This window comes from Chryseobacterium sp. C-71 (genome assembly GCF_020911865.1).
Lineage (GTDB): Bacteria > Bacteroidota > Bacteroidia > Flavobacteriales > Weeksellaceae > Chryseobacterium.
In genome coordinates, this window is the sequence record NZ_CP087131.1 from 2,262,337 (window position 1) to 2,282,437 (window position 20,101).

Annotated in this window: 17 protein-coding genes and 2 tRNA genes; 11 read left to right on the forward strand and 8 right to left on the reverse strand. The window is 34.0% G+C overall.

Annotated features, from left to right (window positions below; genetic code table 11):
* Window positions 1-37: 37 nt before the first annotated feature.
* From miaB to LNP04_RS10345, 7 genes are all read right to left on the reverse strand, one after another.
* Complete coding sequence (miaB, locus tag LNP04_RS10315; RefSeq protein WP_229982894.1) at window positions 38-1,474, reverse strand: tRNA (N6-isopentenyl adenosine(37)-C2)-methylthiotransferase MiaB; 1,437 nt, start codon at window positions 1,472-1,474, stop codon at window positions 38-40.
* 164 nt (window positions 1,475-1,638) lie between these two features.
* Complete coding sequence (locus LNP04_RS10320; RefSeq protein ID WP_229982895.1) at window positions 1,639-2,364, reverse strand: hypothetical protein; 726 nt, start codon at window positions 2,362-2,364, stop codon at window positions 1,639-1,641.
* Between the two features lie 190 nt (window positions 2,365-2,554).
* Entirely contained in the window at window positions 2,555-3,049 is a 495-nt protein-coding gene (locus LNP04_RS10325) for a hypothetical protein (RefSeq protein ID WP_229982896.1), read from the reverse strand.
* A 101-nt stretch (window positions 3,050-3,150) separates the two neighbouring features.
* Complete coding sequence (locus tag LNP04_RS10330) at window positions 3,151-4,395, reverse strand: MFS transporter (protein WP_229982897.1); 1,245 nt, start codon at window positions 4,393-4,395, stop codon at window positions 3,151-3,153.
* 285 nt (window positions 4,396-4,680) lie between these two features.
* Window positions 4,681-5,880 (reverse strand): diaminopimelate decarboxylase, encoded by a 1,200-nt coding sequence (gene lysA, locus LNP04_RS10335; protein ID WP_229982898.1) that lies wholly within the window; start codon window positions 5,878-5,880, stop codon window positions 4,681-4,683.
* A gap of 255 nt (window positions 5,881-6,135) precedes the next feature.
* A complete protein-coding gene (locus tag LNP04_RS10340) occupies window positions 6,136-7,359 on the reverse strand; it encodes a PolC-type DNA polymerase III (RefSeq protein WP_229982899.1) in 1,224 nt (407 codons plus the stop codon).
* Window positions 7,360-7,473: 114 nt separating this feature from the next.
* Complete coding sequence (locus LNP04_RS10345; RefSeq protein ID WP_229982900.1) at window positions 7,474-9,000, reverse strand: helicase HerA-like domain-containing protein; 1,527 nt, start codon at window positions 8,998-9,000, stop codon at window positions 7,474-7,476.
* Window positions 9,001-9,164: 164 nt separating this feature from the next.
* Here LNP04_RS10345 and LNP04_RS10350 point away from each other — a divergent pair, with 164 nt between their 5' ends.
* From LNP04_RS10350 to LNP04_RS10365, 4 genes are all read left to right on the forward strand, one after another.
* Window positions 9,165-10,217: a hypothetical protein gene (locus LNP04_RS10350; protein ID WP_229982901.1), complete on the forward strand. Its 1,053-nt coding sequence runs from the start codon at window positions 9,165-9,167 to the stop codon at window positions 10,215-10,217.
* Between the two features lie 112 nt (window positions 10,218-10,329).
* Entirely contained in the window at window positions 10,330-11,739 is a 1,410-nt protein-coding gene (locus LNP04_RS10355; protein ID WP_229982902.1) for a rhodanese-like domain-containing protein, read from the forward strand.
* Complete coding sequence (locus LNP04_RS10360; RefSeq protein WP_229982903.1) at window positions 11,740-12,105, forward strand: rhodanese-like domain-containing protein; 366 nt, start codon at window positions 11,740-11,742, stop codon at window positions 12,103-12,105.
* Between the two features lie 18 nt (window positions 12,106-12,123).
* Window positions 12,124-12,423: a co-chaperone YbbN gene (locus LNP04_RS10365; protein ID WP_056027470.1), complete on the forward strand. Its 300-nt coding sequence runs from the start codon at window positions 12,124-12,126 to the stop codon at window positions 12,421-12,423.
* 204 nt (window positions 12,424-12,627) lie between these two features.
* Here the strand turns inward: LNP04_RS10365 and LNP04_RS10370 are convergent, their stop codons facing one another.
* The gene (locus LNP04_RS10370; RefSeq protein WP_229982904.1) at window positions 12,628-13,380 is read right to left on the reverse strand and encodes a nitrilase-related carbon-nitrogen hydrolase; all 753 of its coding nucleotides are present in this window, start codon (window positions 13,378-13,380) and stop codon (window positions 12,628-12,630) included.
* A gap of 185 nt (window positions 13,381-13,565) precedes the next feature.
* Here LNP04_RS10370 and LNP04_RS10375 point away from each other — a divergent pair, with 185 nt between their 5' ends.
* From LNP04_RS10375 to LNP04_RS10405, 7 genes are all read left to right on the forward strand, one after another.
* Window positions 13,566-14,006 carry a DUF6646 family protein gene (locus LNP04_RS10375; RefSeq protein ID WP_229982905.1) on the forward strand — a complete coding sequence of 147 codons (441 nt, stop codon included), beginning with the start codon at window positions 13,566-13,568 and terminating at the stop codon, window positions 14,004-14,006.
* Window positions 14,007-14,111: 105 nt separating this feature from the next.
* Window positions 14,112-15,458 (forward strand): RIP metalloprotease RseP, encoded by a 1,347-nt coding sequence (rseP, locus tag LNP04_RS10380; RefSeq protein WP_229982906.1) that lies wholly within the window; start codon window positions 14,112-14,114, stop codon window positions 15,456-15,458.
* A gap of 80 nt (window positions 15,459-15,538) precedes the next feature.
* Window positions 15,539-15,612, forward strand: a tRNA-Asn gene (locus tag LNP04_RS10385).
* A gap of 182 nt (window positions 15,613-15,794) precedes the next feature.
* Window positions 15,795-15,868, forward strand: a tRNA-Asn gene (locus LNP04_RS10390).
* Between the two features lie 35 nt (window positions 15,869-15,903).
* A complete protein-coding gene (locus LNP04_RS10395) occupies window positions 15,904-16,212 on the forward strand; it encodes a GIY-YIG nuclease family protein (RefSeq protein WP_229982907.1) in 309 nt (102 codons plus the stop codon).
* Window positions 16,213-17,245: 1,033 nt separating this feature from the next.
* The gene (locus LNP04_RS10400; RefSeq protein WP_229982908.1) at window positions 17,246-18,883 is read left to right on the forward strand and encodes a hypothetical protein; all 1,638 of its coding nucleotides are present in this window, start codon (window positions 17,246-17,248) and stop codon (window positions 18,881-18,883) included.
* Window positions 18,884-18,893: 10 nt separating this feature from the next.
* Window positions 18,894-20,009, forward strand: a complete 1,116-nt coding sequence (locus LNP04_RS10405) for a hypothetical protein (protein ID WP_229982909.1) — start codon at window positions 18,894-18,896, stop codon at window positions 20,007-20,009.
* Window positions 20,010-20,101: the final 92 nt, after the last annotated feature.

Below are 20,101 nucleotides of genomic sequence, written 5' to 3' on the forward strand. Positions count from 1 at the left end.
TAAAATAAATTTAAAATTAAGACTTAAAACTTTAAAATTATTCCACTGTTTCCCCTAAAAGCGTGCCTTGCGTATTACCGTGAACAAAAACATCCACAATGTCACCCAATTTCTGACCTTCCAACATATCAAAAACGCAAACTGCATTTTGAGAGTTTCTGCCTTTCCATTGGTTTTTGTTTTTCTTAGAAATTCCTTCAATTAAAACACTGTGAACTCTTCCTACGTAACCCTGCATTCTTTTTCTTGATAATTCCCCTTGCAAAGCAATTACTTCTGCTAAACGTCTTTGCTTAACATCAGCAGGAATATCATCTTCCATTTTTTTGTGAGCCGGAGTTCCCGGTCTTTCGGAGTAAGAGAACATATAACCATAGTCATATTCTACCTCTCTCATCAGGCTTAAGGTATCTTGATGATCTTCTTCAGTTTCACCACAAAAACCAATGATCATGTCTTGAGAAAACGAAATATCAGGAACGATTTCTTTCGCTTTTCTTATTAATTCTAAATACTCTTCACGGGTATGTTGTCTGTTCATGGCTTCAAGCATTCTGTTGCTTCCACTTTGAACCGGTAAATGGCAGTAATTACAGATATTATCATGTTTTGCCATCGTTCTGAATACATCCAAACTCATATCCTGAGGATTGGAAGTTGAGAATCTGATTCTCATCTGAGGAACAGCTTTGGCAACCGAATCGAGAAGTTTAGAGAAGTCAACCGCTGTGGCTTTTTGCATTTCTGATGCTTTTGCGAAATCTTTTTTCGGACCGCCACCGTACCATAGATACGAATCAACATTTTGCCCGAGAAGCGTGATTTCTTTATAACCACTTTCCCAAAGACTTTTACATTCTTCTAAAATAGAGTGCGGATCACGGCTTCTTTCTCTACCTCTTGTAAAAGGAACCACGCAGAATGTACACATATTGTCGCAACCTCTTGTGATCGTCACAAAAGCTGTTACACCATTTCCGCCCAAACGAACAGGATTGATGTCAGCATATGTTTCTTCTTTAGATAGAATTACATTGATGGCATCTCTTCCGTCTTCGGTTTCTTTTAAAAGGTTGGGTAAATCTCTATAAGCATCAGGACCAACAACTAAGTCGACCAATTGTTCTTCCTCTAAAAACTTAGTTTTGAGCCTTTCAGCCATACAACCTAAAACACCAACGGTCATGTTGGGTCTTTCTTTTTTTAGATTTTTGAACTGTGCAAGACGCATTCTCACGGTCTGCTCAGCTTTTTCACGGATAGAACATGTATTTAATAAAATCAAATCTGCTTCTTCAACTTTCAGTGTCGTGTTGTAACCCTGATCATTCAAAATAGAAGCAACAATCTCAGAATCTGAAAAATTCATCTGACAGCCGTAGCTTTCTAAAAAGAGTTTTTTAGAATTTCCGGTTTTTTCTGCAATAGCAAAAGCCTCTCCCTGCTTGGTTTCGTCTATATATTTTTCTTGCACTATAGTCTGTTTTAGGTTTAAAATTTAAAGCTAATTACTCAATAAAATTTGAACTAAAAAAACAATTAAATCTTAAAATCGTTGAATTTGCAAAGATACAAAATATTGTGACAGAATGTCAGAAAGACAATTATAGTTTAAATCGACGAGTTAGAAAAATTCAATTAATTCGCATTAAATCTAATTGGCATTCTAAAAACCTGTTTTACCGCCACTCCTTTGTAGTAGCCTGGTTTCCAATGTGATTTTTTAGTATTAGAAGCGCATTTCACAACCATTTCGTTGAACTTTTCTAAATTTGATTGATTCTCAATGTAAAAGAATCCAGCATCTCCATTTGTATCGACATCAAAATTTATTACGAAAGAGTAATCTGCACTAGATCGGTAACCGTTTACGTCAAAACACTTCACAAAATTCTCTCTGAATTTCATAATGTCGCTTTCTTTATCTTTATAGATGTAGACTGGTTTTGAGAAATCTTCTTCATCCGACTTATTATTCAATAACAAATCATCCGAAAAAAGCGTACAAAACATAGCCGGTGTTTTTTTTCCATCTATTTCGGCAGGCTTCCAGTTATTAGTCTGCTTTATTACTTCCAACACTTTACTTTTCAAACACTTATTATTTTCAACGGCATTTGTATCATCATCAGCAACATACTTTACTTTACTGTCCGGATACACAATAAATCTCATAAATAATGCTTCTGTTTTTTCGCACGGTTTTATATTATTTTTTACAACAATCTGCTGAATATCTTCGAAAAGGCCTTTTCGCCCACCTTCATAAAAGTCTTGACCTTTCGGATAATTGTATAAAACTTGTGCATTTATCTGAAAAAGAGAAGTTATAAAACTTAATAAAAATAATAATTTTCTAATCATGGTTATATGTATTTAATTTAAAATCAACTTTTATAATATATTTTGAACTTATTGGGATACCATCTTTCGTAGTCCGCTTCCATTTACCTTTACTTTTTTTAATGCATATTGGGAATCATTCATAAACGTCTCTTGTGAAAAGCCTTTAAAACCTAAAACAATAATAAGGGTGCTGATAAATATTTTTTCATTATAAATCTGTCGCTATTGATGAAAAGTTCATTTTTATTTTAACCTCTGATGTAACAGATTGTCCATTGCAACTTGCAGGAATCCAGTTTTTGTTGATTCTGCGAACAACATATTTCATATCTTCAAAGAAGACCTGACTGTTGTTTACTTTGGGAGAACCTTCAACATCGATTACCTTACCTGTTTGATCAATGGTCAATGTAAATGTAAAATCACCATTCAAGACATAAAATTCAGAGTTTAGATAATTGTACATATACTTCCTCAAAGTGTCTTTGTAAACGCTGATGCCGTCAGGATATGAAGCCGCCTTAAAATCCTTACAGTTTTTAACAGCGACCTGCAGAAAAGGTTCTTTTATATTTATTTTTAAAATAGTCTTATTGTTTTCAAGAAGCACCGTCTCTTCCTGATCTTCTATATCATATTGTGCAAAAGCAAAACTTGTCACAAATAGACTTAAAAACAAAGCTAATGTTCTTATAATTTTCATTTTTAAATTCTTAAAACAAAGATAAAACTTAGATAATTATAAAAAATAAAAACTTCACACTTGAGCGCAAAGTTTAGTTAAAATAGTCGTATTCAAATTATTTAAACAGCGACCATTTGATTTTTGACTTTGCTCCCGGTTTCTTTCAGTAAAAATGAAATTAAAATCGCCAACACAATTCCTGCAACCCAAAATAAAACGGATTGCTCAAAATGTAAATTTCCGGCAGAAATATCTAAGCTTTTCCCAAACCATCTGCTGAAAACCGGACTCAGTAAAGTTGTGACGCCAAAAGTTATAAAGTTGATTGCTCCCGTAGCGCTTCCTTTTACATAATCAGGATTCGTTTCTTTAATCACAGAATACGGAATCATCGCCGCACCCGAGCCTACTCCAAAAATAAACATACTGATTTTTGCAGCATACAAATCCGGAAGGTAAATCATTTGAAGAAAACTTAAAATCATCAATAATGCTCCACCAACCAAAACAGGTTTTCTGCGACCTATTTTATCGGTAATAAAGCCTAGTAACGGGCAACCAAAAGCCCAACCAAAAGCAACCATCGCACTGGTAATCGTTGCATCACGGAAAAGAAACTGCTTATCTTTTTCGAAAAAAGCAACCGCCCAGGTCATTGCAAAAATGGTAGTTGGTGCGAAAAGTAATCCTGAAATAATTCCGCAAAGCCAAGACTGTGGGTTTTTAAAAACGACTTTATACGTTTCTAAATATCCAACAGATTGATGTGGTTTTTCTTCCATTTCTACTGGTTGATCATCTTTAGGAGTAAAAAAGTAGAGCAAAACAGCTGTAATAATGGTGATAATTCCAGACCAAAGCCAAAAACTGTTGATATTAATTCCTTCTTCCACCCAAGGTCCTACTAAAAATTGTCCGGCAGTTCCACCCAACATTCCGATGCATTGTGTTGCTCCGATGGCTGTTGCCAAAGATTTTGATGAAAAGCCTTTACTGGCAAGATAAACGCAGCCCGGAAAAGCAAAAGCACAGCCTGCTCCTTGTAATAATCTTCCGGTAATTCCGGCGGTTTGGCTTGAAATTAAAAATAATAAACAGCCTATTCCTAAAATCAAACAGCCTGCAAAAAGAGAGCGTTTACCTCCAAATTTATCTAAAGCAATTCCGGCAATCAAACTACAGGTAGAATAGGTGTAATAATAAGTACCCACCATGCTGATCAGTTTCAGTTCGGTCGTTTTAAAATTATTGACCAATTCAGGAATCATCACAGCCGGAGCCGCTCTGATCACGTAATCTAAAAAATAAAATATAAGACCGAATACCCATGCAATGACATAGAATTTTTTCAAAATACTACTCATTACAATAATGTTATATTTTTAAGATTGATAGCTTTACAAGTATTTTTCTGGTAGAAAATTTTGGCATTAAAAGATATCTGTCGCATTCATTGTTGTTTTAAAACTTCATTCACTTTCTGAATTGATTTTTTCATATCAGAAAGACAAATTTAGTCATTTAATTATTAAAGATTCAAATTGAAGCATTAAGGTGTTTTTGATTTGATTAATATAACTTTCATCCAAAAAAAATACTCCGCAATTTCTTACGGAGCATTTTTTATATTAATTTTTCGAGCAAAAATTTTATAAAACTTCAATCTGATTTCTCAAAAGATCTTCAAATTCGTCTCTTTTTCTGATCAAATGCGCTTTTCCGTCTAAGAAAAGAACTTCAGCAGGTTTTAATCTTGAATTGAAATTTGTACTCATCTCAAAACCGTAAGCACCTGCAGTGTGGAAGGCCAAAACATCGCCTTCTCTCACTTCATTCAACTTTCTGTCCCAGGCAAAGGTATCGGTTTCACAGATGTTTCCTACAACAGTATAAATTCTTTCTGCACCTTTTGGGTTTGACAAATTTTCAATAGTGTGGTAAGAATCGTAAAACATTGGACGGATCAAATGATTGAATCCTGAATTAACCCCAACAAAAACTGTTGCTGTTGTTTGCTTAATGACATTCGCTTTCACCAATAAATACCCACATTTTCCAACCAAAAACTTCCCAGGTTCGAACCAAAGTTCAAATTTCTTACCGGTCTCTTTAGAAAAATCTGAAATCGCTTTCTCAACTTTTTTACCTAAGGCTTTCACATCTGTTTCCATATCGCTTTCCTGATACGGGATTTTGAAACCGCTTCCCATATCCAGATATTTCAGATTCGGGAAATGTTCAGATAATTCAAGCATAATTTCAAGAGCCTGCAAAAATACTTCAGGATCTTTAATTTCGCTTCCTGTATGCATGTGAAGACCTTCTACATTCAGGTTGGTACTTTTCATCACACGCTCGATGTGACGCATCTGGTGAATAGAAATTCCAAATTTCGAATCGATATGTCCTGTGGAAATTTTATGGTTTCCGCCAGCATAAATATGCGGATTGATTCTTACAAAAATAGGATACGTATTTCCGTATTTGTTCCCAAATTGCTCAAGAATTGAGATATTATCGATGTTGATATGAACACCGTGCATCATTGCTTCTTCTATTTCAGCTAAGTCAACACAATTGGGAGTAAATAATATTTTTTCTTTAGGAAAACCGGCTTTTAAGCCTAATTTCACCTCACTAATGGAAACGCAATCCAAAGAAGCGCCGAGGTTCTTTATGTATTTTAAAATATTGATGTTCGTTAAAGCCTTTGCAGCATAAAAGAACTTGGTGTGTTTTAAAAAAGAAGATGTAAGTTTCTCGTATTGAGTTTTGATCGATTCAGCATCGTAAACATACACCGGTGTGCCAAATTCTTGGGCAATCTTTAATAATTCTTTTGAATTCATAATTTTAATTTAACATAAAAAAAGGCAGATTCTTCGAGAAGAGTCTGCCACAATATTATTTTTTATGCAACACAACTCTTTTAGGTATTCCAAACCTTTGAAAACTTTACAGCTCCCTTTTTTCCGGTTTGTTTTTGTTTAAAATTTTGCATTGCTTATTTTTATTCTTTTGCAAAAATACTATTTATTTTGAGAAATTGAATTTGAAAAGAGTTTTCTTCTTAATAAAAATACATCTGATTGTAAAATGTCATTCTATTTCGGTAAGGGCAACGTCTCAAAATCGCCTTTCAGCAAAGCCAATTGTAAATCATTGGTAAGATCAGACGCCGGTAAAGGCAAATCGATTTTTAATTTTGAAATTTTACTTAAAGTCTGGATTTGGGTAAATAATTCATAGAAACCATAAGAAACTGCTTTCCCGTTTTCTATAATTAAAAACAATTTTTCTCCTAATTTTCTACCACTTCCCAACCATAGTTCGTTGCGTTTTCTGAAATCAATCTTCTTCTTAAAAGCTTCAACATCTTTATATTCATCAATTTTACTGATAAACTGAACAGCTTTAGTCCCTTGAGTAAAAGCTTTAAATTTCAGAATCGGCTTTTCAGTTTTATTCAATGTATTTTTTTCAGCAACATATTTATTGTTTCTAAAATACAAACCAAAAGGCAAAGATTCTCTCTTTTTGATATTTTTTGAATTTAAAATCAACTTCGCAATGATATCAGTTCCCGTTAATTCAAAATTGATTTGCTCAACATCACGCTGAATTTGTTCAAATTTTTTCGATTTAGAATTGAAAAGCTTTTTTGAAAACTTATTAATATCCTGAACATACTCTGAAAGAATAATCTTCCCAGATTCATTCTGGAAATAAACAAAACCTTTTTCGCTCGGTAAATCTTGGGTTAACAGCTTGATTTTGTTTATATAAGTCTTAGCATTCGTCTCTTCGTGCTGTTCCTGAATGATCTCGTTTTCGGTATCTTTTGAAACCAAAAGTTTAAACAATTCTAAAGTTGCTCTGGCATCACCTTCTGCACGATGTGCATTGACTAAAGGAATCCCTAACGACCTCACCAATTTTCCCAATGAATAACTTACCTCATCAGGAATCAGTTTTTTTGCTAAAGGAATTGTATCTAAAGTGTTGATTTTAAAATCATAACCAAGACGTTGAAATGATTGGCGAAGCATTCTGTAATCGAAATCGATATTATGACCTACCAAGGTTGTGCCTTCAGTAATTTCAACCACTCTTTTAGCCAATTCATGGAATTTCGGAGCGGTTTTAACCATTTTCGGGCTTATATTGGTCAATTTCTGAACAAAAGGCGTGATGTCACTTTCAGGATTGACAAGGGAAATAAATTGGTCGACAATTTTATGACCATCATATCTAAAAATGGCGATATCGATAATGCATTCTTTTCTGAACCCTGCACCATTGCTTTCTATATCTATAATCGAATACATTTATTTCTTATCTAACTTAGAATTTCTATCAAAAACTGAACCTTAAAAATCTCAGCACCTATGGAATTCTGCTAAAATAATCAAAATACGTTAAAAACTGCAAAAGATAGACGCCTATCTTTTTCTTCCGCCTAAACCGAACATTCCCAAAATCGCTTTTGCACCTTCTCGCATCAAAGTATTGGCAAAGGTTCTACCGGCTCTGCTTTTTAGAACCTGCTCAAACATTCCCGGTTCTTCCTTTACGGGTTTAGTTTTTTGGGTAGGAGCTGAATTTTCTACCGCTTGTTCCATCCTATTAACTAAAATCTCGTACGCTGACTCACTGTCAACCGGTTTTTCGTATTTTGAAACCAATGCAGACTTTGAAATTAATTCTGAAACTTCTGCATCATTCAAAACATCCATTCTGGATTCCGGAGAAATCAAATAGGTATGAACCAATGGTGTTGGAATTCCTTTTTCGTCCAAAGCGGTTATAAAGGCTTCACCAATTCCTAAGTTCTGAATTAACTCAGAAGCGTTGTAAAACTCGGTTGTAGGATAATTTTCTACGGCTTTAGAAATTTCTTTTTTATCTTTTGCGGTAAAACCTCTCAAAGCGTGCTGGATTTTTAAACCTAACTGCGAAAGCACATTTTCTGGAACGTCACCAGGAATTTGAGTAATAAAATAAATCCCAACTCCTTTCGAACGAATCAATTTTACCATAGTTTCAATTTGTGAAACCAAAGCTTTGGAAGATTCATCAAAAATCAAATGCGCTTCGTCGATGAAAAGAACTAATTTAGGTTTTCCGCTGTCGCCTTCCTCAGGAAATGTCATGTAAATTTCAGCAAAAAGAGAAAGCATAAATGTTGAAAATAGCTGTGGTTTATTCTGAATATCTGCAACTCTCAAAATATTAACAACACCTTTCCCATCTCTTGTTTCCAACAAATCGTGAACATCAAAACTTAACTCTCCAAAGAAATCTGCTGCTCCTTGCTGTTCTAAAGCAACAATTGATCTTAAAATAGTACCCAATGAAGCTGAGGCAATTGATCCGTAATTAGTTGACAATTCAGCTTTACCTTGAGGGTTATCCGTTACATATTGCAGGACTTTCTTTAAATCATTTAAATCAATTAAAGGCAGGCCTTTGTCGTCGCAATATTTGAAAACAATAGACATAATGCTTTGCTGCGTATCATTGAGTTCTAAAATCTTACTTAATAAAACAGGCCCGAATTCTGTAACAGTAGCTCTTAACTTCACACCTTTCCCACCAGAAATGCTCATCAGTTCCACCGGAAAAGCCTGCGGATTATAAGGAAGCTGTGTTTTTGCGTAACGTTCTTCAATGATAGAATTCATTTGTCCGGCTTCAGCAATCCCTGAAAAATCACCTTTGATGTCTAAAACCAAAGACGGAATTCCTGCGTGAGAAAGCTGCTCAGCGAAAACCTGCAGTGTTTTTGTTTTTCCGGTTCCGGTGGCTCCGGCAATCAGACCGTGACGGTTAATTGTTTTTAAAGGAATCGTAACGTTGACTTCTGTGACTACATCGCCGTCCAGCATTCCTTTTCCCAGAATTATATGTTCTCCTTTTGGAGTATATCTTGTTGAAAGTTCGTCAATAAATTTTGTTTTGTCTGCCATTTGATATTTTTACCACCTAAAGATAAAGTTTTTTAGAAAAAGTTTAATAAAATGTCATATTTTAATTATTCATTTTTGTGTTTTTGTCTTAAAATAAATTTAAATTAGCTCATTAAACATGCTTTTATCCAAGCCAATAATTTAATCATGAAAATATGATCTCATTGAAAAAAAATCTTTTGTTTATCTTTTGTTTCTTCTCAGGACTTCTTTTTTCCCAACAGGCGAAAAAAACCGGCGACATAAAGGTAAGTGGTGATTACACTCATCAGTTTACAAAAACAATCTTTCCGGAATTATGGTCAGGGTTTCAAAGAAAAGAGGTACATTCTTACGATTCAAAAAACAGAAATGTGGCCGTGAGCTATATTCAGCAAAAATCTAAGAAAGAAAAAACCGTATTATCTCTTTATATTTATCCAAGTAGAGAATTAGATAATCACCTTTTAAGGGATGAGTTTTTGTCATACGAAGATGCACTCACTCAGAATTCTAATACTCACATCGAGCTAAAGCCGTCTTTTGGCGAGCTTGCTAATGAAAAATTTAAAGTAAGTTATATTTATTCAATCTTCAACAACACTTTAGGAGAACCCGATTTTTTTAAAGGGGTAAAATTTACCGACAAACAATCTTTACTGGCAATTTACGAATGTGGAGGATGGCGGTTTAAAATAAGAATCACCAGTGATGATATGACCCAGGCTCAGCTGGAAGAACTGAAGCAAAAAGCAGAGAATTATTTCGAGGTTTTATCAATCTCTTCCGTAAAAGCAATACCTTTAAATGATGAGCCAAACATTTTACTTTCACCCATTGTACAAAGAGATTCTATGATGACCAATGCAACCATTGTTGCAGCAAAATCTAAAATTGACTGGTTGAAGAAAAATTTGGATGTCAAGGAAGCATCTACAGGATTTCATGATATGAAGATTGAATCTGAAATATACGCCATAGAAAAAATGATGGAATTTTATCATCTTCATAAAACCGACTGGAAGATGACGACAGATACAGAAAAGTATTTTAATGAGATGACAAAAATTGTTGATAACAAAAAAATAGAAGACCATATTTACGAAAAATTCAACAATGTAATTATTTATCCTGATGGAGAATCTCGCAAAGACAGTTACTTACAATTTAAAATTGATCATGACATTTCTGAAAATACAAACGAGACATTTTATAAAATTTTTCACAAATTAGACTAAATAAAAACTTTATAGATTTATTCTATCAGAACAGATATTTTATTTTAGCAAGTTTTAAAAAATAAAATCCGATTTTTGCAAATTAAGAACAACGAAATTGTCAATCCAGAAGATGAAAGTCGAACAAATATATACAGGCTGTTTAGCACAAGGCGCATACTATATCGTATCAGAAAATGAAGCCGTAATTATAGATCCGCTGAGAGAAGTAAAACCTTATCTTGACCGCCTTGAAAAAGACAACGTTACATTAAAATATATATTTGAAACCCATTTTCACGCAGATTTTGTTTCCGGACATTTAGATTTAAGTAAAAAAACCGATGCTCCTATCGTTTACGGGCCAACTGCAGAACCAGATTTTGACGCAATTATTGCTGAAGACAATCAGATTTTCGAAATCGGAAATATCAAAATAAAAGCACTTCACACTCCCGGTCACACCATGGAAAGCACCACTTACCTTCTGATTGACGAAAACGGTGTGGAAACTGCTATTTTCACAGGAGACACTTTATTTTTGGGTGATGTAGGCCGTCCAGATCTTGCTCAAAAAGCAGGAAGCATGACGCAGGAAGATCTTGCAGGAATCTTATACGAAAGTCTTCACAGTAAAATTTTGCCTTTGGATGACAGTATTACCGTCTATCCGGCACATGGTGCAGGTTCGGCTTGTGGAAAAAATATGCAGAAAGAAACTGTGGATATTCTGGGAAATCAGAGAAAAACCAATTACGCTCTGAATCAACCAGATAAAGAATCATTCATCAAAGAAGTTCTTGACGGACTGACAGCTCCACCGAAATATTTCGGGATGAATGTTGCGATGAACAAAGGTGGTTACGACAGCCTTGATGATGTAATGACAAAAGGCTTAAACCCAATTTCTGTAGAAGATTTTGAAAGTTTTGCCGAAGAAACAGGAGCTTTAATTTTAGACACAAGAGGTGCCGGTGAATTCCATAAAGGATTTATTCCAAACTCTATCAATATTGGTTTGAAAGGAGATTTTGCACCATGGGTCGGTAGTTTAATTGTAGATGTAAAACATCCTTTGCTTTTGGTTGCAGACGAAGGAAGCGAAGAGGAAGTGATTACGAGATTAAGCAGAGTTGGTTTTGATAATGTTTTAGGATATTTAAAAGATGGTTTCAATTCTTGGAAAAATTCTACAAAAGAAATTGATGAAGTGAAAAGAATCTCTCCAACTGAATTTGTAGAGCAGTTTAATGAAAATTCAAAAATCATTGATGTAAGAAAAATCGGAGAATATTCTGCCGAACATATTGATAATGCCTACAGCAAACCTTTAGACAACATCAGTGACTGGGTTTCTACAATCGATGATTCTGAACATTTCTTCTTGCATTGCGCTGGAGGTTACCGCAGCATGATTGCCGCAAGCGTCCTTAACTCTCACGGAATCAGAAACTTCACCGAAATAGAAGGTGGTTTCAACGGAATCAAAAAAACTGAAAAATTGCCGACTTCGGATTTTGTTTGTCAGTCTAAAACGCTTTAAATGAAAATATTTCTATTTGGAATTATTCTTGCTGCATTTTTCTCACTGAATGCCTGCAAAACCGCATCTGTACAACAAAACGTGTCTAAAACTGATATTAAAGAATTGGTGAAAAATTCTGAAACCGTTTTGGTTGACGTAAGAATTCCGGAGCAATACGCAGAAGGAACGGCACGAGACGCCATCAATATTCCCTTAGCGGAAATTCAGAACAAAGCAGAATCTTTGAAAGGTAAAAAGGTTGTGGTTTTTTGCAACAAAGGAATTCAGGCAGACGATGCAGTAGAAATCTTAAAAAAGAACGGTGTCGAAGTGTATGATGGTAAGACTTTAGATAATATCAAAGCCATTCAGAATTTAAAGTAATCGATAAAATTAAACAGTATGTCACAAAAATTTCAGGAACTTATAGAATCGGAAAGACCAGTTTTGATTGATTTTTTTGCTACTTGGTGTCAACCCTGCAAAGTACAATCTTCTGTTTTGACAACAGTAAAAGAAAAGGTAGGTGAAGGTGCAAGAATTGTAAAAATTGATGTAGACCAATATCCTGCAATTGCTTCTCAGTATGGAGTGCGTGGTGTTCCTACTTTGGCAGTTTTCAAAAAAGGAGAATTGCTTTATAAAGAAAGTGGCGTGCATGATGTCAATCGTTTGACGCAGCTTTTGGAACAGTATATTTAATAGGTTAAGGCTAAGTTTGGACGTGAATATTTCCCACAGATCACACTGATTTTCATAGATAAACGCTGATAATATCTTTAGATAGAAGTTGCCACGAATGCACGAATTTGATTAAAGATAGTTTTGATAAATTGATTAAGCATTCGTGAATTAATGGCAAAAAAAATCTGTGAAAATCTGTGAAATCCGTGGGACATCCCTAGTCTACAATTTGATTTCAAAATCATCCCTGTCATTCAAAAACTGAAAATGATTTCTAAAATCTTTCAATTCATCTAAATTTAATTTTGCTAAAACCAAATTTCCTTTTTTCTCAGCAATTTCCTTTCCATCGGCAAAAAAGCAGTGCGAACTTTCCTGATAAAAAAGATCATTTCCATCTGTCCCGATTCTGTTTAAACCAAAAACATACGATAAATTCTCAATTGCTCTCGCTTTTAATAAATGCTCCCAGGCTCCGACTCTTTTCTCCGGCCAGTTAGCAACGTATAAAATTGCATCATAATCATCATTGTTTCTTGCAAAAACAGGAAACCTCAAATCATAACAAACCTGCAACAGAAAACGGATTCCAAGATATTCTACAATGACTCTTTCTTTTCCTGGAGTATAAATTTTGTCTTCTCCCGAGAATGAAAACAGATGTCTTTTATCGTAAAAAGTTACATCATCATTGGGCTTTACAAAATATATTCTGTTAAAAAACTTTCCATCAACCCCCACGGAAGCACTCCCACAAAAAGCTGCATTTTTTTCTTTTGAAATTTTCTTTAAAAACTCCAGAGATTCTTCATTTTTATCTGAAACCTCAGCTGCATCCATACAAAAACCTGTAGAAAACATTTCAGGTAGAAGAAATAAATCAGCATCCTGATTTTGAAGCTGATTTTCAATTAATTTAAAGTTTTCAGATTTATTTTTCCAGACGATATCCTGATTTAATCCTATAATTTTCATACGCAGATTTCTATTTTTTTAATTTCCATATGGAAACGCCTTTTTAAAATTACATCTATAATTTAAAAAAAACAAGGCAGTTTCATATTTCTAATTTCAAAACTTGTATAAAATTACAGCTTTTAATTGGTTTCGGTTTTATATTTGCTGCAAATTGTCATTAGTAATAATTTAAAATAAAATCTATGAAGAAATTGGTTTTTATGCTGATGCTGGTTCTTACGGGAGCAACAGTGAGCGCACAAGCCTACACTGGAAAAGGAGATCAGAAAGTAAATTTAGGACTGAATGCCTGGGGGTACGGAACAGGGATTGCCGCTACTTATGATTATGGTTTGAATCAATTGATATCCGTTGGAGCCGGAGCCAATGCTTACTTTGACGGTTACAAAGACAATAATGAAGACAACAGAGTTTTTATTTTCGGGAGAGTAAATTTCCACCTGAAAGAAGCTTTGGATTTACCTGAACAATTAGATATTTATCCCGGAGTTGATTTGGGAGTTCTCGGCAGAGACTTCGGAATCGGAGCGCACATTGGAGCAAGATATTTCTTCACAGATAAATTCGGAGTTTTTGCAGAAGTGGGAAACAACGGATGCCTTGGTGTTTCTTTCAATTTCTAAAATAGTGGCAGAATATATGACAAAGCTTCTCATTTCGAGGAGCTTTTTTATTTGGCATCCTTTTGATAATTGTTACCTTTGCAAATTAAAATCTAAAAACAATTAATGGAATTAGCAATTAAGATCTTTCAATTTATATTAAGCATATCTATCTTAGTAATTCTTCACGAACTTGGGCATTTCTTACCCGCCAAATATTTCAAAACCAAAGTAGAAAAATTTTACCTGTTCTTCGATCCATGGTTTTCTTTAGCAAAGAAAAAAATTGGTGAAACCGAGTACGGTATCGGATGGCTTCCTTTCGGAGGTTATGTGAAAATCGCCGGAATGGTAGACGAAAGTATGGACACCGAGCAACTGAAACAACCTGCTCAGCCTTGGGAATTCAGAGCAAAACCAGCTTGGCAGAGATTAATCATCATGCTTGGAGGTGTTACGGTAAACTTCTTTTTGGCATGGATTATTTACGGATGTCTTTCTTTTTTCAATGGCGAAACCTCTTTTGACACAGCAAAAGTAGACGCTCCAATGAACTACACAAGCGTAGCAAAAGGAATGGGTTTTCAAGATGGAGATAAAATCTTAAAAGTTGACGGAAAAACCCAGAATAACCTTGACAAATTAGCTTTAGACGTTTTATTGAGCGACGAAATCACTGTTTTAAGAAACGGAAAAGAAGTTACTTTCCCAACCAACGACGATGGAAAAGCAATGGCTTTCAGAGACGAAAATCCTAAAGCATTTCTTACCCCAAGATTCCCTGCAGTAATCGACTCTATTTACAATCCTAAGACTTTACAAGCAGGGTTGAAAGTTGGTGACCAAGTAGTTTCTGTAGATGGAAAGAAGATTTCTTATTATGATGAATTTAAAGAAACTGTACAAAATAGTGCAGGAAAAAATTTAAAAGTTGATGTATTAAGAGCCGGAGCAATTCAGCCACTTGTTTTATCTGTATCAAAAGAAGGAACTTTAGGATTGGCTTCTTACAAGCAGGTGCAAAAATTCTATGAAACCAAACACTTTACTTTCGGAGAATCGATTGGAAGAGGCTTTACAAGAAGTATTGAAAGCTTAACATATCAGGTGAAACAATTTAAATTAATCTTCAACAAAAAAGTTCAGGGTTATAAAAAAGTTGGCGGACCGTTAGCAATCATCAAAAACATGCCCGTTGACAAAGCTCAAGACGGAAGTGTTTCTATCGACTGGACGGCTTTCTGGAGTTTCACAGCAATGTTCTCTGTTTGGTTGGCGTTCTTAAACTTAATTCCGATCCCTGGATTGGATGGCGGACACGTTATTTTCACATTATATGAGATGATTGTTGGAAAACCAGTACCGCAAAAGATACTAGAAAACGCGCAGATGGTTGGTGTTATCTTCTTGTTAGGCTTAATGTTACTGATTTTCGGAGCAGACATCTTTAAAATCATTACCAATAAATTTTAATTTTATTTAAAAATTTAATTAAAAAACTTGCGTGGTTTAAATATCAGTCCTATATTTGCACCACCTAAAAATAAGGACATTCCTCCTTAGCTCAGTTGGTTAGAGCATCTGACTGTTAATCAGAGGGTCCTTGGTTCGAGCCCAAGAGGAGGAGCAAAAAAGACTTACAGCAATGTAGGTCTTTTTTGATTTTAATACTTTCCTTATTACAAATTATTTTAAAATTTAAATTCCTGAAATATAATCTGATAGCACTTTTCGGGTAATTTTGATAAAAAAATATTTGCTTGATATTATTTTTCATATTATCTTTGCAGCACCTTAAAAGAGGAACATTCCTCCTTAGCTCAGTTGGTTAGAGCATCTGACTGTTAATCAGAGGGTCCTTGGTTCGAGCCCAAGAGGAGGAGCAAAAAGACTTACATTATTGTAAGTCTTTTTTGTTATGTATTATATCTATATTTTGTTCTCAGAAACTGCTGATAAATTCTACATCGAATATACACAATCTCCGAAGGAACGGCTTTTGAAACATAACGAGCAGGGAGATTTCAACACATTTACCAGAAAATTTCGCCCTTGGAAGATCGTGGCACTTTTTGAGGTTTCCGATGACAAAACTCTTGCAATAAAAATTGAACGGTTTATCAAAAAACAAAAATCCAGAAAATTTATAGAAATGCTTTGTGACGAAAACTCACAACTCACAGGTATTTTAGCTCAGTTGGTGAGAGTCCCGAACTTTCGGGATTAATCAGAGGGTACCTGGTTCGAGCCCAAGAGGAGGAGCCATTCTGACAAGCCACCAATTTGGTGGCTTTTTTCATTTGTAACCTTTTGAAAAACAAAGTCATATCCGCTTACAAACGGGTTCGAGAAGTCCAAAATAAAATTATGGGATTTTTGAGGCATTTCTCGAACCGGCATCCTAAGCAGCAAATAATCAAACAGTTACAACAATGAGTGAAATTGAATATTTCCTACATTATACTCATGATTTTTTTCTATACTAATGCACTGCTCTTCTTTAAGTTGAAAACAAAAAAACTCTCAAATTAATCAGGAGTTTGTATTTATGAAATAGAAAATATTATTTGTTTACTTTAGCTTTAAGCTCTTTACCTTTTTTTTGAAAGAAGCAACATTTACAGCTTTAATTTGGATTGGCTCTACAATTCTTGAATTACCCCTTTCTAGCAGCTTTTTTTTAGACAAGATAAAAGTACCAAACACTTAATTCTTATTTCTTTATTCTTTGCAAGAAGTTGTGACCTCTCGTTCAGTATTTGATATTGTATGTTTATATTATAATAATTTCAACTTATTTTTTGTCAAAAAAAATATAATTTTCGGAGTTTTAATTTTAAAATTCCTCTTTGGCAAATAACATCATAAAAACTACACAAAAGGGTAATTGATAAATAATTATTTACATAATAATTTTGACAAAAGATTTTAAAACCAAATTTTGCAATTGTTAGCCTTAAGACCTGATACACACCTGTTTGAATTTCCATGATATTTGATATAAGCTGACGAAATTTTCCTAAAGAAATAATTTTCTTGAAAGGAAATTTTATAACTTTATAAAAACTAATACCATATAAATTTTCCTTTTACTATATTTTGAATTGTTTTATCAAAAATATAAATATTCATGAATAAAACGATTTTTCAAAAATTCATATATCATAATGGTTAATAACAGTAGATAAATACAATATCGTAACAATGTGTAAATTCTAAAGTTTGAAGCAATACACCTATCAAAAATTAAAAATAAGCTAATGGACAGAGAAAAACATACATTTCCAACTAGGCAATATCCGTACAAAAAAGATGGTGAAATTCTACCTAAAGAACATAAAATAAAAGAATTTTCTTACGTGGCTAAAGAGTTTTCGCCCACAGAAGCCTATGAATCTTCTAAAGTTTTTCGATTTGTTTTGGGTATTGATTCTTTTCCCAATCCACTAAAAAAAGAGGGTATAGAAAAATTAAATGATGCTTTTGCCAATCTACTCTTAAAAAAGGATATAATTCCTTTAACACTTAATGAAGTTTTGACAGCACTTGATAGAACAAATGAATTGCCAAACCAAAACTCTTTTCTTGTAGCAGATGGAGGACAAATTGCATGGAGCCCAGAAACAAATGATTTAAACAGACAATTTCGCCTTGTGATTTCACGAAATGATACTATCAATGATTTACAAATTTTAATTAGCGCCAGTACACTTACTGATTCCAAAACACAATTTTTGCAATTAATATCATGGGATAATATAGCAAAAGCATATAATTTTTATGAAAGAAGAGGCGAATTTTGGTTTTGGGCAGGAAATTCATATCATGCTCTAACCTTACCTTCAAGAGGTCAGGGTCCATTTGACAGTCATGTAAATGGAGCAATTGTAATGAAGGAATTAAAATTTCCTTGGATTCATTGGCATAGCATGACGGCTAGTATTAATGATGATGTTCTAGATCCTAATGATAGTTTAAGAAATGAGAAATTATGGGTACATAAAAGTGGGGGGCAGGATTTTGAAATACAGATTGCAAGACCTGCAATTACAAGATGGAATAATGCCCGGCTAGAAAAATTGACTGATGCAAATGGAATATTGCATAATTGTATGGATTTTTTTAGACAAATCGTAACCACAACTACAATAAATATAGCTACTACCAGAGAAGAAAGCGGGTCAATACGTGCAGACTCAAATGTAAGAATTCCTGAAACATTTTTCTTTAACAAAGATGTTCTTATTGATGAAATAGAATTAGAGCCATTGATTTCGCCCATTCATTTTAAAGGAAGCGATTATTTAGATAGTCTTATTGATTTTGATTTTCAGATCGGGGATAAGGAATTTAAGTTTAAAGGAGATACTCATTTTGCATTCTTAGTACCTGAAGTATCTTTTGAAGATGTACATTTAATCTCCATTTTACTTTCAAAGAACATTGTAAGTAAAAAATTTATTTCATCGTTATTGATGGTAGATTTTACTAATCCGATTTATTCCGCAAAACGAGAACGACTATTGAATTACCTACCCGAAAGTAGTCCAATAATTGAGAATGCTATAGAATCTGCTTTTTTAAATAATATTAAGAATAGTGAAGAAAGTCAGATAGCTGGGAGTGGTGAGGAACTCTTTTTATCTAATTATGAATTACCTGATGATAAATGGAAAGAAATATTTGAAAAACGAATTGAAAATTACTTTAACAACCTGAAACACCTTCTTGACAGCAAAGACGGCTTTTATGAAATTATTAAGCTGGCAGAATCAAGGAGAAGAGAATTCCGAAAGACAGATTTAGCGGAGTTCCGATTAACAACTCCAATTACTAATATTCCTGAAACAACTCCATTACTGCAAATAACAGAAACAGCAACAATAATAAACAAATAAAAATAGTATCATGGCACTTCAAAAATTTAATCCCCCAGGAAACTTAAACGAATTGAACGAAGAGTTTGCTCAATACTGGAGCAATTACATTTCAAATCAAACAGACACATCAATTAATGGCTATCCAGATGACAGAATTAATGACGACCCAAGAGAGATGTACATTAATTTAACAAAAACAGACCTAGATACTGATGCCGTTTATAAAGACATCAATTGGATAGCATTTCCAAGAAACATCCTCATTTCTACAATTGGAGATAAAGCAAGGTGGAAAAAAGCAGATTCAAGCAGAGATGTTCAGGACGAATATTGCGAATGGAGTGTGGAAAGAAACCCTGCCAATAATAAAATTACACGGGTAGAATTTACTTGTGAAGATGTTTTTTATTGGTATCATTTGTGGGCACAATCACCACAATTAGTAACTGATTTATACAAAAAGCATATCAATAATACTATTGTACAAGCCGACCTTGAAAATGCTGATGGAAGTTATAACCCTAAAAACAAATGGAATAATAATACATTGACCGGAGCAATGCACATGATACAAATAAATAATACAATTGATGCAGCAATTGAGTTGGCGGCAGGAGCATCAAACGTTCGGGTGATAAATGGAAAAACTTTGACCGGAGAACAAGAATTAATAAACTGCGGTGCATACGGCGATGGTCAACGTAATAGCGACCCACATATAGGAGCAATTGTAAATAGTCTATCCAGACAAAAAGCACAAGTATCTATCGCTGATCCTGTTAGCTTGTATTTTGATAAATTAGTAACAAATGGATGGGAAACACCTGATGGAACAAACGCTTCTGATTTTTGGAGTTATACTAGAGGTGAAGAAAACAGATACGTTCGTGCTGTTTTTGAAGTTCCAACATATAAAAATTATGACGTTGGAGATATTCGTATAAATGGCAAATTAATAGAGTTTGGATCTCAAATAGCCGATTTTATTAGTATAAAAATAATTGGTGTAGCAACAAGAATAGGTAAAACAGAATTCACTCCTATAAATGCCTGTACTGCCCGAAAACCGAAAATTAATACCCTTGAAAAAATTAATGACATTATTACATTTAACGAAGCAAAAGCGTTTAATAAAAGAAGATAGTTACAGCAAGTAGATAAATATATTATTGGACTGTAAGTCTCCCCGAACGTTGGACAGAATTATACCCTCATTTTGTTTTGTAAAACTATAAA